The following is a 14311-nucleotide window of genomic DNA, read 5'->3' on the forward strand; positions in this document are numbered from 1 at the left end:
TGAGAACGTTGCGCTGGTGCCGCCGTTTACGCGGGAGATTGCGGTCCGGAAGGTTCGCCTGGCAGAGGATGGATGGAACTCGCGGGACCCGGCGCGGGTTTCGCTGGCCTACAGCGTGGACAGCCGATGGCGGAACCGGTCGGAGTTTGTTCACGGGCGCGAGCAGATCGTCGAGTTTCTGACGCGCAAATGGGGCAAGGAGCAGGAGTACCGTCTGATTAAAGAGCTGTGGGCGTTCGGCGACGACCGGATCGCCGTGCGCTTTGCGTATGAGTCGCATGACGTGGAGGGCGATTGGTTTCGCTCGTACGGCAACGAGAACTGGGAGTTCGACGAAAAGGGGTTGATGAAGGTTCGCCACGCCAGCATTAATGATGTGCCGATTCGGGAGGGGGACCGTCTGTTTCACTGGCCGTTGGGGCGGCGTCCGGATGAGCATCCCGGATTGAGCGAGTTGGGGCTTTAGGCTGCCTCGAGTTCATTGCACGTTGTAGTACACGAAGATGAACGTTATCTGGTACGCCACGGTGAGGGCCAGCACGGTGAGTTGGACGCGGCGGTTGGGGAAGAGCAGACCCACCGCGCAGAAGACAAGATTGACGGCCATGCGGATGGGGTATTCGATGCCGAAGGAGTGGAGATAATCCGCGCCCTTGAGCAGGGTGTCGATGTAATCGAAGCAGAGGGTGGCGGCGAGCAGGCCGAAGAACCAGCGGCGGCGGGAGATGAAGTACTGCTCATAGCCGCCGTATTCGCTGATATCGTCGGGGAAGAGCAGCTTTGAGAGCAGAAAATAGAGAATCGCGTAGAAGATGACGAAGAGGTAGGTCTGGAAGTTCCACCGGCGGATGGAGGCGAGGCGGAACTCCCACCACCAGAAATGGGTGACCCAGAGCAGGATGGACGCGGCCCAGCCGAGGTGCAGGATCGAAGCGCGTTCGCGGCGGGGATGCTGGACAAAACGGGCGAAACCGGAGAGCAGCGTGGTGATGCACAGCCCGACGATGATGGAGATGACGATCCGGATGTGAATATAGATATCGGAGATGGGAACGGAGGGGGTCATCTTTTGATTGGGATGATTCTAACCTTGGCCTAAAGGTTTGTGTTTGGAGCATGATGCGGGTTGATATACTTGGCGAGTTGAAAATCAAGGCAAAGATTTGGCACGGTCGCCGGGAACGAAGCGCCGGATCTGTGCGTATTACTGCCCATGTCTGGTTTGAATCAAGGCTTTAGGCTTTCTTTAAAGAATCGTGCGGAACTTCCAGCGCGTCTTAAGTGAATTGGAAAAGTTGGAAGTCTAAGGGTAGCCCTGTGGATTTTTGCCGGGTTGCTGAGAGTTGAAGGACTCCGGAGAGGCTGCCTGCGCAAATAGGCAGCGCCGGGGAAGAGGCTGGCGAACGAGCCAGGGAAGAGTTGGAGAGCCATCGTGAGATTAAGGGACATGCAGGCGGCAGCGAGTATTGGCCTGATGCTGATGAGTGTGATTGTGCAACCGGCACTGGCGCAACAGACGAATCCTACCGCACCGGCGATGCCGCAGACGGTGGTAAACGACACCACCGGGCAGCGCGGGTTGCCGCAGGCGCCGCAGCCGAAGCTGACCGAGCCGCTCTATCTGCGCGACACGAACCATGACTACGCGCAGCCGAAGAGCCACTTCTGGAACCCGGTTGCGCCATACACCGCGACCGATGTACCCGCGCCGCGGCTGGACAATACCCCGAACCTGGATGCGCTGATGCGGGACGGCAAGATCTATCTGAGCCTTTCAGACGCGGTGATGCTGGCGCTCGAAAACAATTACGATATCGCAATTGCACGACTCAACCTGGACATCGCGGACACGGATCTTCTGCGGGCGAAGGCGGGATCGTCACTGCGCGGTATTTCAACGGGTTTGGTGGCGAACACAATTGGCGGTTCGGGAACGACTGTAGTTGGCGGCGGCGGCCCCGGAGGTACTTCAAGCGGAGCAGGCGGCGGTGGTACCGGAACTTCGGGCTTGGTATTGAGCACCAATGGCGGCGGTCCGCTTCCGGAACAACTCGACCCGGTGCTGACCGGCAATCTGCAGTATGAGAAGGTGGACCAACTGCAGACCAATACACTGTTCAGCGGTGGACTGCCTACGCTCACCACGAGCACCGGAACCTATAACTTCGGATATCAGCAGGGTTTTGTGACGGGCTCGCTGTTGAATGTAACGTTCGACAACACGCGGGTGACGACGAACAATCCCTTTTCGAGCTACAGTCCGCAGCTGTCCGCGTCGTTTCGTGCACAGTTGACGCAGCATCTGTTGCAGGGATTTGGTTGGGGGATCAACCGGCGGTTTATTGTGCAGGCGAAGAACGACCGCAGAATTACAGACTCGGCGTTCCGGCAGCAGGTGATCTATACGGTCAACCAGGTGGAGAGCATCTACTGGGGGCTGGTGAGCGCGTACGAGGATGAGCAGGCCAAGGAACGCGCGCTGGCACAGAGTTCGCAACTGACTTCGGACAACCGGAAGCAGTTGGAGATTGGAACGCTGGCTCCGCTGGACGTGGTGAACTCCGATAGTGCGGTGGCGAGCGATAAGCAACTGCTGGTAGCTTCACAGTCGAACCTGGAGTATCAGCAATTGATTATGAAGCAAGCGATTGCGCGGAACCTGAACGATCCGCAGCTTTCGAGCGCACCTGTGATTCCGACTGACCGGATAAGCCTGGCCAGGCTGCCAGAGGAAGATATGTCTGTGGAAGACCTGGTGAAGCAGGCTTACACTAACAATCCGCAGATCGAGCAGGCGGTGCTGAACATGAAGAACAACCAGATCACCATTAAAGCGGAAAAAAATGGCCTGCTGCCGACGGTGGATGCGTATGCATTCTACGGTGGAAACGGGCTTGGCGGAGCACAGAGCCCAAATCTGCTTTGCGGATTTGGTGCGGGTGCGGCGCACTGCCCGCCTGGCACTGTTCCAACCATCAGCTATGGGGGCACGTTTGGCAGCCTGTTCGACAGTTCAAGCCCCGACAAGGGTGTTGGCGTCAACATCACAATTACGCTGCGAAACCGGACGGCGCAGGCCGACCAGGCACGGTCGCAGATGGAGTACCGGCAGTCACAGATGCGGTTGCAGCAACTCTATACCCAGATCCGGATCAATGTCATCAATGGTCAATATGCTTTGACCAACGACCGGGCTCAGGTAAAGGCAGCTGAGGCAGGGCGGGACTATGCGCTGCAGAGTCTCGACGCCGAGCAGAAAAAGTACAAGCTGGGCGCGTCGACTTCAGCCAATGTGCTGCAGCAGGAGCGTAACCTTGCAGCTGCGGAGAACACGTTGATCTCGGATACGGCAGTCTATGCGAAGGACAGAGCTGCGTTGTCGCAACTGCTCTCGAATACGCTCGACAAGTACGGCATCAGCATTACGGACGTGGCGCAGGGTAGTGTAGCTCAGGCTCCGGTGATCCCGGGGTTGACAGCTCCAAAGCCTCCGGCCACGGCGAAGCCGATAGTAGAGAATCCCGCTCCGCTTGCACAGTAAGAGAGATGTAATGGAGAGGGTCCGGGAATCTACCGGGCCCTCTTTTTGTTAAGCGCAATCGAGCAGAATTGGGATAGGCTGGCCATATCTGCAGGAAGAACCGGCCGGCGGTCGATTGGGGCATCGAACCAGATATGACGATGTTGCGGAACGCGAGACGGTCGGGACAGAAGTTCCTGAACCCGGTCCTTACCAGTGTGGGGGAGTGGAACACAATCCTGAAGTTGCTTCCGCTCTATTTAAAGAGCAAAGAAGAGAAGGTGCCGAGACAATCTCCAGGGCCGTTCAAAACGGATGTCTCGACTTACCTGACACCCCCGGCGAGCGGCTTGCGGGTGACGTGGATGGGCCACTCGTCTCTCTTCGTCGAGATCGACGGAGCAAACGTCCTGATCGATCCGGTGTGGGACAAGCGAGCATCTCCTGTGCAGTGGGCTGGGCCGAGACGCTTCTTTCCGCCGCCCTTATCGTTGGAGCATCTTCCCCGGATTGACGTGGTGCTGGTGTCGCATGACCACTACGATCATCTGGGCGAAGCTACCATCCGCAAGCTTTCGCGGATGGATTCGATGAGCCAGACGCGATGGGTGACGTCTTTGGGAGTTGGCGGGATACTGCAACGGTTCGGAGTCGATCGAGCACAAATATCGGAGATGGACTGGACCCAGAGCGTGACGGTCGGGGAGGGCGCGCTTGAGGTTACGGCGGTTCCCGCTCGACACTTTTCGGGTAGGACGATGCGCAACCGGTTCGAGACGCTCTGGTCGGCGTTTGTGTTGAAGGGCCGCGAGCACAAGATATATTTTGGCGCGGACTCGGGCTGGTGGGAGGGCTTTGCCGAGATTGGGGCGACGTATGGGCCGTTCGACCTGACGATGCTCGAGATCGGAGCCTTCCACGAGCTATGGGCAGACATTCACATGGGGCCGGAAGGCGCGGCCCGTGCCTTCGCGGCCTTGGGCGGCAAAGGGTTGATGATGCCGATCCACTGGGGACTGTTCGACCTGGCGCTGCATGGGTGGAAGCAGCCGATTCAGCGAATGCTGGAGCTCGCCGCGGAGCAGCAGATCCTGTTATGGTCGCCGGAGCCGGGGCGTCCGACTGAAGTGGTGGAAGAAACGGAACTTCACTCGGGCTGGTGGCGCTAAACGTGGAAAGACTTCTGGGAAGCAATCTGCCGCGTTGCACGAAGATAGCGGGCGGCTGTTCGGAAAAAAAGTTCCGATATCGAGGGGTGATCCATAGGTGGCCTTCGGGTGCTCTAGACTTAAACCTATGAGCGAAAAGAAGAATTCTTTGGAACGGGCGGCTTCGGCCTATCTGCGGTCGGCGATGCATCAACCAGTGGACTGGCAACAGTGGGGGCCGGAGGCGTTCGCGCTGGCGCAGGCCGAAGACAAGCCGATTCTGCTGGACATTGGCGCGGTGTGGTGCCACTGGTGCCACGTCATGGACCGCGAGTCTTACGAGAATGCGGAGACGGCGAAGGTCATCAATGAGCACTTCATTCCCGTGAAGGTCGACCGCGACGAGCGCCCCGATGTGGACACGCGCTACCAGGCGGCGGTGTCGTCGATCAGCGGACAGGGCGGATGGCCGTTGACGGCTTTTCTCACTCCCGATGGCAAGCCTTATTTTGGAGGGACATATTTTCCGCCGCAGGACCAGCATGGGCGGCCGGGTTTTCAGCGGGTGCTGCTGACGATGGCGGAGGCCTTCGAGAAGCAGCGCGACCAGGTAAACGAGTCGGCGGCCAGCGTGATTGCGGCGATTGAGCATAATGAGTCGTTCATGGGCAGGGCAGGGAATCCGGGGCCGGAGCTGGTGCAGAAGCTGGTGGACTCTGCGGTGAAGCAGTTCGATCCGCGCTCCGGCGGCTTCGGCTCGCAGCCCAAGTTCCCTCATTCGGGCGCGATCGATCTGTTACTGGATACGGCCTCGCGCGGCGGAGGCAACGAGGCTGCGAAGACGGCGGCGATGGTAACGCTGCAAAAGATGGCGCAGGGGGGAATTTATGACCACCTTGCGGGCGGGTTTCATCGCTACTCGGTCGATGAGGGATGGGTGGTGCCGCACTTCGAGAAGATGGCCTACGACAATAGCGAGCTGCTGAAGAACTATGTCCACGCCTTCCAGACATTTGCCGAGCCGGAGAGCGCACGTGTGGCGCGGGAGATGATCCTGTGGATCGACGAGTGGCTGAGCGACCGCGAGCAGGGAGGCTTTTATGCATCGCAGGACGCGGATTTCTCGCTGGAGGATGACGGCGACTACTTTACGTGGACTCGCGACGAGGCGGCTGCGGTGTTGTCTGCCGAGGAGATGGCCATTGCCGGGGCGTACTACGACATCGGCGAGATCGGCGACATGCACCACGATCCACTGAAGAACGTGCTGCACATTCGGGTGACGCTGGAAGAGGTGGCGCGAGCCAACGGCGTGACCGTGGAGGTGGCGCGGGAGCGGTTGGCTTCGGCGAAGAAGAAGCTGTATGCGGCGCGGCTGGAGCGGCCTACTCCTTATGTCGATAAGACAGTTTACGTAGCGTGGAACGGGATGATGATCTCGGCTTATCTGGAGGCGGGGCGCGTGCTCGATCTGCCCGAGGCGAAGGCGTTTGCGTTGAAATCGCTGGATCGCTTGCTGCACGAGGCTTGGGATGCAGGTAAGGGCATGGCGCATGTGGTGGCCTATGGCGAGGAGGGCGGCAGTGCTGCCCGCGTGGCCGGGGTGCTCGATGACTATGTGTTTGTGGGCCATGCCGCTCTCGACGCATGGGAGGCTACCGGGGAGATGCGCTATTACCTTGCCGCCGAGAGGATTGCGGCGAGTGCGGTGGCGCGGTTCTATGACAAGACCGGCCTGGCGTTCTTCGACACCGAGGCTCCGGCAGAGGGTGAGGTGCGGCTGGGCGCTCTGGTGACGCGGCGTAAGCCTTTGCAGGATTCGCCTACGCCAGCTGCGAATCCTGTGGCGGCTGCGCTGCTGCTGCGGCTGGCGGCGTTGAATGACCGCGAGGAGTATGCGGTGATGGCGCTGGAGACGCTCGAAACATTTGCGGGCGTGGTGGAGCACTTTGGGCTTTATGCCGCGAGCTATGGTTTGGCTTTGCAACGGCTGCTGCTGGGTACGGTGCAGGTCTGCGTGATCGGCGACGATGACGAGGCGCGGAGGCTGGAGGCGGTTGCGCTGGCTCGCTATGCGGTGAACAAGAGCGTGGTTCGGCTTCGCAGGGACCAGTTGAGCGCCCTGCCTCCTGCGTTGGCTGAGACGCTGCCGCATCTGCCCGGAATCGATGACAGTGTCGATGGAAGTGTCGCGGTGATCTGTACCGGGAGAGGCTGCCTGCCTCCGGTGCGGACGGTGGAGGCGCTAATCGCGGCGATGAATCAGGCGTTATAGAGGAACGCGGTCAGACTTTGACGGCGATGAGCGGCGGCGCCCGGCGCGGGGAAGACGACCGTGCTGGGCGAGCTAGAGGGCAGAGGATTCAGCCATGTGGCCGAGGTGGCGCGGCAGATCATTCAGGAGTATGACGCGCAGCGAATGTCGCGAATGGCTCAGGGAGCTAAGGCGACTACTGTTTTTCCGTATCTCAGGGCAGATGAAATGGACTGGTTGTATGCCTGTTCCGCATCCTGCAAAGGCACGATCGCTTTGACGAAGGTTCGCAGCTTTCCTGCATCGAGAAGGCCGGCAATCTCGGACAGTTGTTTGCCATCGGGTTGGACGAGGAAGAAGGCGTCCTTGATTTTATGTGGAGCGTCGTCCGGGATGTCGGATGCGGCTGTTACGACGCGGCCGCCGGAACGAAGGACGTTCCAGGAGCGAGCAAGCGTCTCGCCGCCTACGGTATCGACGACGAGGTCGATGTCGCGGAGTTCCTGATCGAACCGGGTGGCGCGATAGTCGAGTATCTGATCGGCACCGAGGCTTTTGACAAACGGAATGGTGTCTGCAGACGCTGTGGCGATGACGTATGCGCCGAGGGACTTTGCGAACTGTACGGCGAAGAAGCCGACACCACCCGCTCCGCCATGTATCAACACGCGCTGCTGTGGTTGGAGGTGTCCGTGCGTGGTGAGCGCTTGCCACGCGGTGAGGGCTCCAATGGGTACGGTGGCGGCCTGCTCGTACGATAGTGACTTCGGTCGCAGAGCGATGGATGTAGCTGGGGCGACGGTGAACTCGGCGAGAGCGCCCTCCTGATACCAGTCGTTCATTCCGTAGATGGCCTGTCCTTCGGTGAAGGACTTGACGCCTTCGCCGCACGCTGCAATGTCGCCGGAGAACTCGTGCGTCGGGATGGCGTTGGATCGTGGAGATCCATCAGCCTTGTGTGTTGTCGGCTGCCAGTCCAGTTCGGCTGTAATGATCCCGGCGGCATGCACGCGGATGAGCACTTCGTCGGGACCGGGCGTTGGTGTGGGGCGTTCCGAGGCCTGTAGTGAGAGTCCGTTTGCAGCGGCAACGGTTTGCATTATCTTCATGGTTTTCTCCTGACGGTGATTCTTAGCTGCCGATAAGTGGCTGTTGCGCGGGTGGCGCAGTGGGGTTGGGTGCGCGCAGGATGAGCATGTTGGCGGGATCGTTGCCTAGTGGGATGCCCTCCTTCTCAAAGGTGATGATAATGCGGCGGCGCAGCTCGCGAAGGACGGGGTCGCGCTGATTGGCGCGGACGCGGATCTGGACGGGATAGGTAACGGCGCGGCCTTCGATCTTGTCGACGCCGAGGATGTTGGGGTCGGCGATGGCGATGTCGCGGAACGCGCTGTCGTTGCGGACACTGGCGGCGACCTCACGCAGGACAGCCATGACTTTATCCGGATTGGCGCTGGCATCGACGCTGACGTTGAGCGTGGCGAGGGAGAAGTCGCGGGAGAGGTTGGAGACGGTGGCGATCTGGCTGTTGGGGATGATGTAGAGGGTGCCGTCGCCGTCGCGGAGGCGGGTGAGGCGCAGCGTCAGGTCTTCGACCGTGCCCTGGAGACCGGCGATCTTGACGACTTCGCCTACGTTGTACTGGTCTTCGATAAGAATGAAGATGCCGTTGAGCATGTCCTTGAAGATGGACTGCGCGCCCAGGCCGATGCCGACGCCGACGACGCCTGCCGAGGCCAGCAAGGGCGTGAGGTTGATGTTGAAGATCGACAGTACATGCAGAAGGACGATGAATCCGATCAGGCTGTAAGAGGTAGCTCGGATGATGGCTGCCACGGTCCGTAGCTGGGCTGCGCGCTGCCCGTTAGCTACCTGCTTGTCGGCGCGAAGACGCATCCGGTTGACGAAGAAGAGGACGATTCGTTGCAGGACGAACGCGAGAATAAGGATGAAGAGAAGACGGGGCAGATCTTTGCTGACAAAATTGATGACATCGTCGTGCCAGTCCCGCGCGAGGACCCTGGAGATACGTTCGTCTTGCAGTGGCAATGCCTGGAGGAGCATGATTATGGCGTCTCGCTTTCGTAACGGTTGCTATAGAAGAGAATGCTTGACCTATAAATAGGATGCAATGTCCGGGAATAAATCGGATGCAATTCCACAGAGGATCGTGAGATGAGGGGGCAGTATGAGACTTCTTCGTTTAGCGGTGATTGCGATCGCTGTTCTTGCTGGAGTTTCGGGGACTTGCAGTCATGGGCAACTGGCGGAGCCGCTTCCCCAGCAGCAATCTATTCCGGGACAGCCGGGAGCGGGGCCGCCCCCGATGGGGCCTTCCATATCGCCGGAGGTAGAGGCGCAACAGGCGCGGTCGCGGAACAGCGAGCGGCAGAAGCAATTAGTACAGGATACGGATAAGCTGCTGGTCCTGGCGACACAGCTGAAGCAGGATGTGAGTAAGACGAATAAGGATGTCCTGTCCGTGGACGTGATTAAAAAGGCCGATGAGATTGAGAAGCTGGCCCATAGCGTAAAAGAGCGGATGAAGGGATAAGAGCCGTTAGTGAACGGCCAGTGCGGCCGCGGCGTTGATCTGGGGGACGGGCAGCAACGGGGAGGGAATTGCCGTCGAGCGCAGCGTGGAGATGATGGCGGCGGCGGTCCATCCGGGATGGGCGGCACGTAAAAGCGCGGCGGCCCCAGCCGCGAGCGGCGCGGAGGCACTGGTTCCGATGGCCTGGACGTAAGGCGTGTGGCCGAAGTTGAAGCAGCCGAAGCTGTGTCCGCTGTCTGTGGGCGGCCCGTCGACGGTGGAGGGCTTTCCCGAACTGCACGCGCCCCGCACCCATCCGCTGACGGCAAGATCGCCTCCCTCGGGATAGCTGCCTCCGGGAGCCACAAGCGCATTGAGTGGCGCTCCGTGATTGCTGTAGTAGGCGAGCGCGATGGGGCCGGGAGTGCAGGTGGCTCCGGCGGCTGTGTTCTGGGCGCATGCGGGATTGGTCGAGGCGGCGATGGCGAGGACGCCGCTGGACTGTGCGGGAAGTTCGACGTAGCGCGGGTTGGAGAGGTCGAGGCCGTCGTTGCCTGCCGAGGCCACGATGACGGCGCCTGCCTGCTCAGCGTCGTTGGTGATCTGGTCGAAGGCAGCCTTCAGGCCCGCGCCTTCGCCAGTGGTCAGATCGACGGTGGCTCCGACGGAGAGGGAGATGATGTCGGCGTGGTTGGCGATGGCGTCTTCGATGCCTTGCATGACCCAACTTAATAAACCGCTGGCCTGACCGCTGGCGCATTGGTCGGCGATGGAAGCGCCGCCTCCCAGGCTGGTGTCAGGCATGCGCTGGAGCGCTTTGATGTTCAGCAGGGTTGCGGCGGGGGCGACGCCGATGACCTCTCCGGTACCCGGACCGATGGCCCCGGTGGCGAGCGAGGCGGTCCATGTGCCGTGGCCGTCCTGGTCCTGGGCCGTGCCGTCGTCGCAGGGGCTGGGCATGTCCGTCTGATCGATTTCACTGAGGTTTAGAGCAAGATTGGGAGCGATGTCAGGATGGTTCTCGTCGACGCCGCTGTCGATGATGGCGATGCGGATGCCCTTGCCCATGGTGGTGTCCCATGGCCCGCGCGCGGGGCCTCCGGCGACATTGTTGCCGTAGCCGCCGACCTGTTGCACGGCCCATCCCTGGGGTGATGAGGTGTAGAAGGAGTCGTAAGTCCCAGTTTGGGTGGTTGAACCAATAATGACGCTGAAGGTGGCGGGAACGGCGCGTTTGAGCGTAAGCCGGTTGGCGGTGACGATGCGGTCGTGAAGAACGTAGTCGACGTTGGGCTGCGCGGCGAGGCGGCTCATGGTCTCGGTATCACTCTGCGAGCTGGCGGCAGTGTAGTGCGCGTGAACGGGGCCGGTTGCGGCGACGGAGGCGATGCCCAGGCGCTCGTCGCGATGCAGCAGACGGGCCCCGGCGACGCGGGTGCTCGACTCTGCATCAACTGGAATGGTGCGGTTGCGATAGACGACGATGTAGCGATTGGGTGCGATGGGAGCAGTCGGAACCTGCGCATGCAGGTGCGGCGCGAAGAGCAGCAACAGCAGCAGTACGATGGCGAAGCGAATATCGCGTAGCGCGCGCCCCGTCGGAAAAGCCGGACGCTCGGCATCGGGATGAATGGCATGAATTTTGCTGGGACCCGACACCGATGCACCTCTTTATTGCATTGATAGGTGCATCGGCGCACGGCGGAAGGAAGACTAGCGTTTGATTTGAGCGTACTGTTACTTTGGTTTCCTGCGCGGAGGACGAAGCCCCGGTTCTGCTCCGCGCATGGTGCATTGACCCTGTTGGATTGCGCATGCTCTAATGGCCGCCTTCGTGAAGCTGGTTATGGATTTATGTTCTAAGGAGACCTTTGCATGGAAGTAGTAAGCCTTCTGGGTATGGTCGTTCAGGTGCAAGTTCCAGCTTCGTCTGCTGGTATCTCCGGTGACGGTGGGGCGGTTTGCCTTTGGATGGCGATGGCCGTCGGGGTGCTGGCCTTGATTGCAGCGTGGATGCTGGCGCGGCATGTGCTTTGCTTCGATACGGGTACGCCGGAGATGCAATCGATCTCGAACGCGATCCGCGAAGGCGCCGAGGCGTTTCTGAAGCGGCAGTACCGGACGATTGGTGCTATCGCATTCATTCTGGCGATCTTGCTGTTTGCGGGCTACCATATGTCGGCGCGGACAGCACCGTTTGCGATGAAAACGGTGATCAGCTTTCTGGTGGGAGCGGTGTGCTCGGGACTGGCGGGCTACACCGGCATGTACGTCTCGATTCGCGCAAACATTCGCACGGCTTCGGCGGCATGTGGCAGTCTGAACAAGGCGCTGCAGATCGCCTTGCGCGGCGGTGCCGTCACGGGACTGGTGGTGGTGGCGCTTTCGCTGATTGGCGTGGGCATGCTGTTTCTTCTGTTTGGTGGGCTGGAGCATCCGCAGACGGTTCCGTATCAACTGGTCGGGTTTGGATTCGGGGCTTCGCTGGTGGCGTTGTTTGCCCAGCTTGGCGGCGGAATCTACACCAAGGCCGCGGACGTGGGCGCGGACCTGGTGGGCAAGGTGGAGGCTGGGATTCCGGAGGACGATCCGCGCAATCCTGCGGTGATCGCAGACCTGGTGGGCGACAACGTCGGCGACTGCGCGGGCCGTGGCGCGGACATCTTTGAATCGACCGCGGCTGAGAATGTGGGCGCGATGATCCTGGGCGCTGCGCTCTACCCCGTCTTTGGAGTGAAAGGGATTCTCTTCCCACTGATCGTTCTTGCCATCAATCTGATCGCGAGTATCGCCGGGGTGTTTGTGGTGAGCTCGAGCGAGACGGAAGACCCGATGCGGGCGTTGAATCGTGGCTTCTATCTGACCTCTGCCGTGGCTCTGTGCGGGTTTGCCGTCGCGGTGTACACCATGCTCGATGGGCCGATGGTGAAGCCGCTGTGGCTGTTGGGCTGCGGTGTTGTGGGTTTGACTACCTCGTTCCTGTTTGTCTGGATCACGGAATACTACACCGAGTCGCGCTACAGGCCGGTGCAGTCGATTGCAGCCGCGTCGCTGACTGGACCGGCGACGAACATCATCAGCGGGCTGGCGGTCGGCATGGAGACCCCTGCGCTTCCGGTGATCGCGATCTCGGCGGCGCTCTTGTTGAGCTACTACTTCGGCGTGCAGGGGCTGAGCGGCGTTGCAGGCATCACCGACTACGCCAAGGGAATCTACGGAACGGCGCTTGCCACCATGGGCATGTTGAGCTGCGCGGCCTACATCCTGGCGATGGATACGTTCGGGCCAATTACCGACAACGCCGGTGGCATCATCGAGATGTCGAACCAGCCGGAGTCGATCCGCGAGCGCACCGACAAGCTGGACTCGGCAGGCAACACGACCAAGGCGCTCACCAAGGGCTATGCGATTGGCTCGGCTTCGCTGGCGGCGTTTCTGCTGTTCTCGGCCTACCTCGAAGAGATCAAGGTGATCGTGGCCGACAAGGTTCATCTTGCCGGTGGTTATATTCCGCCGGGGTGGAGCTTCACCAACATCAACCTTGCGCAGGTGCCGGTCTTCGTGGGCGCGCTGCTGGGCGCGATGCTGACCTATCTATTCAGCTCGATGGCAATCAAGGCCGTGGGACGCACGGCGCAGATGGTCGTGAAGGATGTCCGCGACCAGTTCAAGGAGAACCCTGGCATCATGGCGGGGACTTCGAAGCCGGACTATGGGCGATGCGTCGACATCGTTACCGGAGCGGCGTTGAAGGAGATGGTGATGCCGGGCCTGCTGGTGGTGTGCATGCCGGTAGCGGTAGGCCTGATCTTCCGCCACTTCAGCGCGAGCTATCAGGCAACCTCGGAGATCTACGCTCCAGGAACGATTCTGCCCGTGCCTGCGATTGCGGGGATTCCCGTGAACCTTGCAGGAGCTGAGGCCGTTGCCGGTCTGCTCATGGTGGGTACGATCGCCGGCATCCTGCTGGCAATGCTGATGAACAACGGCGGCGGCGCCTGGGACAACGCGAAGAAGCTAATTGAGACCGGGCAGTATGGCGGCAAGAAGTCGGAGGCGCACAAGGCTTCGATCGTTGGAGATACGGTTGGCGATCCCTTCAAGGACACGGCAGGGCCGAGCCTGCATGTGCTGATTAAGCTGCTGGCTACGATTACGCTGGTGCTCGCTCCACTGTTCGTTTGAGAGCAGCCAGCGAACTTGACACACAGGCCGCCTTGATGAGAGGCGGCCTTGGTACGTGGGATGGAATAAAGCAGGCTCAAAACAGTACAATCACTGCTTGATAGAGGCAATAACGATGGCTCGGAACATGGTGTCCAACTCGGTAGAAAAAAAGGTGGCGGAAGGGGAACTGTCACCAGAGCAGTTGGTAGAGTTTTACCGGCTGATGTACCTCTCGCGGCGCACGGATGACCGCGAGATTGTGCTGAAACGGCAGCAGAAGATCTTCTTTCAAATCTCCTGCGCGGGCCACGAAGCGTTGCTGGTGGCGGCAGGGATGGCGATGCGTCCGGGGTACGACTGGTTCTATCCCTACTATCGCGACCAGGCACTGATGCTCGGGCTCGGCGAGACCCCGGAACAGATCTTTCTCGCCTCGACTGGCTCCGCCGATGATCCCTCCTCTGGTGGTCGCCAGATGCCATCACACTGGGGCTTTCCAAACAGTCATGTAATGACCGTCTCGAGCGCGACAGGGAGCCAGTGCATTCCGGCGGTCGGATGTGCGGAGGCAACAACCTACTTCTCGCGTCACCGAAATATCGCGCCGGACGACTTTCACGATGACGAGATAACCATGGTCGCGCTTGGTGATGGCGCATGTTCCCAGGGGGAGTTCTGGGAGGCGATCA

General features: G+C 60.4%; 11 protein-coding genes and 1 pseudogene. 8 read left to right on the plus strand and 4 right to left on the minus strand.

Annotated features, from left to right (window positions below):
• Positions 1-13: 13 nt before the first annotated feature.
• The gene (locus VMU57_RS00710) at positions 14-466 is read left to right on the plus strand and encodes a nuclear transport factor 2 family protein (RefSeq protein ID WP_325379779.1); all 453 of its coding nucleotides are present in this window, start codon (positions 14-16) and stop codon (positions 464-466) included.
• Between the two features lie 12 nt (positions 467-478).
• Here VMU57_RS00710 and VMU57_RS00715 read toward each other — a convergent pair whose 3' ends face one another.
• The gene (locus VMU57_RS00715; RefSeq protein WP_325379759.1) at positions 479-1066 is read right to left on the minus strand and encodes a hypothetical protein; all 588 of its coding nucleotides are present in this window, start codon (positions 1064-1066) and stop codon (positions 479-481) included.
• Between the two features lie 366 nt (positions 1067-1432).
• Between VMU57_RS00715 and VMU57_RS00720 the strand changes: the two genes are divergently transcribed.
• The 4 genes and pseudogenes from VMU57_RS00720 to VMU57_RS00735 form a co-directional block, all read left to right on the plus strand.
• On the plus strand, positions 1433-3541 hold the full coding sequence (locus tag VMU57_RS00720; RefSeq protein WP_325379761.1) for a TolC family protein: 2109 nt from the start codon (positions 1433-1435) through the stop codon (positions 3539-3541).
• Positions 3542-3681: 140 nt separating this feature from the next.
• The gene (locus VMU57_RS00725; RefSeq protein WP_325379763.1) at positions 3682-4689 is read left to right on the plus strand and encodes an MBL fold metallo-hydrolase; all 1008 of its coding nucleotides are present in this window, start codon (positions 3682-3684) and stop codon (positions 4687-4689) included.
• Between the two features lie 127 nt (positions 4690-4816).
• A complete protein-coding gene (locus tag VMU57_RS00730; RefSeq protein ID WP_325379765.1) occupies positions 4817-6943 on the plus strand; it encodes a thioredoxin domain-containing protein in 2127 nt (708 codons plus the stop codon).
• Between the two features lie 48 nt (positions 6944-6991).
• Positions 6992-7078 (plus strand): annotated as a pseudogene (locus tag VMU57_RS00735) (ATPase); the annotation flags it as partial.
• Positions 7079-7101: 23 nt separating this feature from the next.
• Here the strand turns inward: VMU57_RS00735 and VMU57_RS00740 are convergent.
• Together VMU57_RS00740 and VMU57_RS00745 are read right to left on the minus strand one after the other, a co-directional pair.
• Positions 7102-8031, minus strand: coding sequence for an NADP-dependent oxidoreductase (locus tag VMU57_RS00740; RefSeq protein WP_325379767.1), 930 nt, complete (start codon positions 8029-8031; stop codon positions 7102-7104).
• 22 nt (positions 8032-8053) lie between these two features.
• Entirely contained in the window at positions 8054-8986 is a 933-nt protein-coding gene (locus tag VMU57_RS00745) for a mechanosensitive ion channel family protein (protein ID WP_325379769.1), read from the minus strand.
• Between the two features lie 124 nt (positions 8987-9110).
• Between VMU57_RS00745 and VMU57_RS00750 the strand changes: the two genes are divergently transcribed.
• Positions 9111-9476, plus strand: a complete 366-nt coding sequence (locus VMU57_RS00750) for a hypothetical protein (protein ID WP_325379771.1) — start codon at positions 9111-9113, stop codon at positions 9474-9476.
• A gap of 6 nt (positions 9477-9482) precedes the next feature.
• On the opposite strand, the gene VMU57_RS00755 is transcribed toward VMU57_RS00750, so the two are convergent.
• Positions 9483-11114 carry a S8 family peptidase gene (locus tag VMU57_RS00755; protein ID WP_325379773.1) on the minus strand — a complete coding sequence of 544 codons (1632 nt, stop codon included), beginning with the start codon at positions 11112-11114 and terminating at the stop codon, positions 9483-9485.
• A 216-nt stretch (positions 11115-11330) separates the two neighbouring features.
• On the opposite strand from VMU57_RS00755, the gene VMU57_RS00760 reads away from it, so the two are divergent.
• On the plus strand, positions 11331-13640 hold the full coding sequence (locus tag VMU57_RS00760) for a sodium-translocating pyrophosphatase (protein ID WP_325379775.1): 2310 nt from the start codon (positions 11331-11333) through the stop codon (positions 13638-13640).
• 115 nt (positions 13641-13755) lie between these two features.
• Positions 13756-14311 (plus strand): thiamine pyrophosphate-dependent enzyme (locus VMU57_RS00765; RefSeq protein WP_325379777.1); only part of this gene is annotated, 556 nt, incomplete at its 3' end.

It is taken from the genome of Edaphobacter sp. (genome assembly GCF_035532915.1).
Classification (GTDB): Bacteria; Acidobacteriota; Terriglobia; order Terriglobales; family Acidobacteriaceae; genus Edaphobacter.

Excerpts from the sequence above, each read along its gene's own strand:
- VMU57_RS00730 (WP_325379765.1), top strand. The coding sequence starts at position 4,817 with ATGAGCGAAAAGAAGAATTCTTTGGAACGGGCGGCTTCGGCCTATCTG.
- VMU57_RS00715 (WP_325379759.1), bottom strand. The coding sequence starts at position 1,066 with ATGACCCCCTCCGTTCCCATCTCCGATATCTATATTCACATCCGGATC.
- VMU57_RS00760 (WP_325379775.1), top strand. The coding sequence starts at position 11,331 with ATGGAAGTAGTAAGCCTTCTGGGTATGGTCGTTCAGGTGCAAGTTCCA.
- VMU57_RS00725 (WP_325379763.1), top strand. The coding sequence starts at position 3,682 with ATGTTGCGGAACGCGAGACGGTCGGGACAGAAGTTCCTGAACCCGGTC.
- VMU57_RS00750 (WP_325379771.1), top strand. The coding sequence starts at position 9,111 with ATGAGACTTCTTCGTTTAGCGGTGATTGCGATCGCTGTTCTTGCTGGA.
- VMU57_RS00740 (WP_325379767.1), bottom strand. The coding sequence starts at position 8,031 with ATGAAGATAATGCAAACCGTTGCCGCTGCAAACGGACTCTCACTACAG.
- VMU57_RS00745 (WP_325379769.1), bottom strand. The coding sequence starts at position 8,986 with ATGCTCCTCCAGGCATTGCCACTGCAAGACGAACGTATCTCCAGGGTC.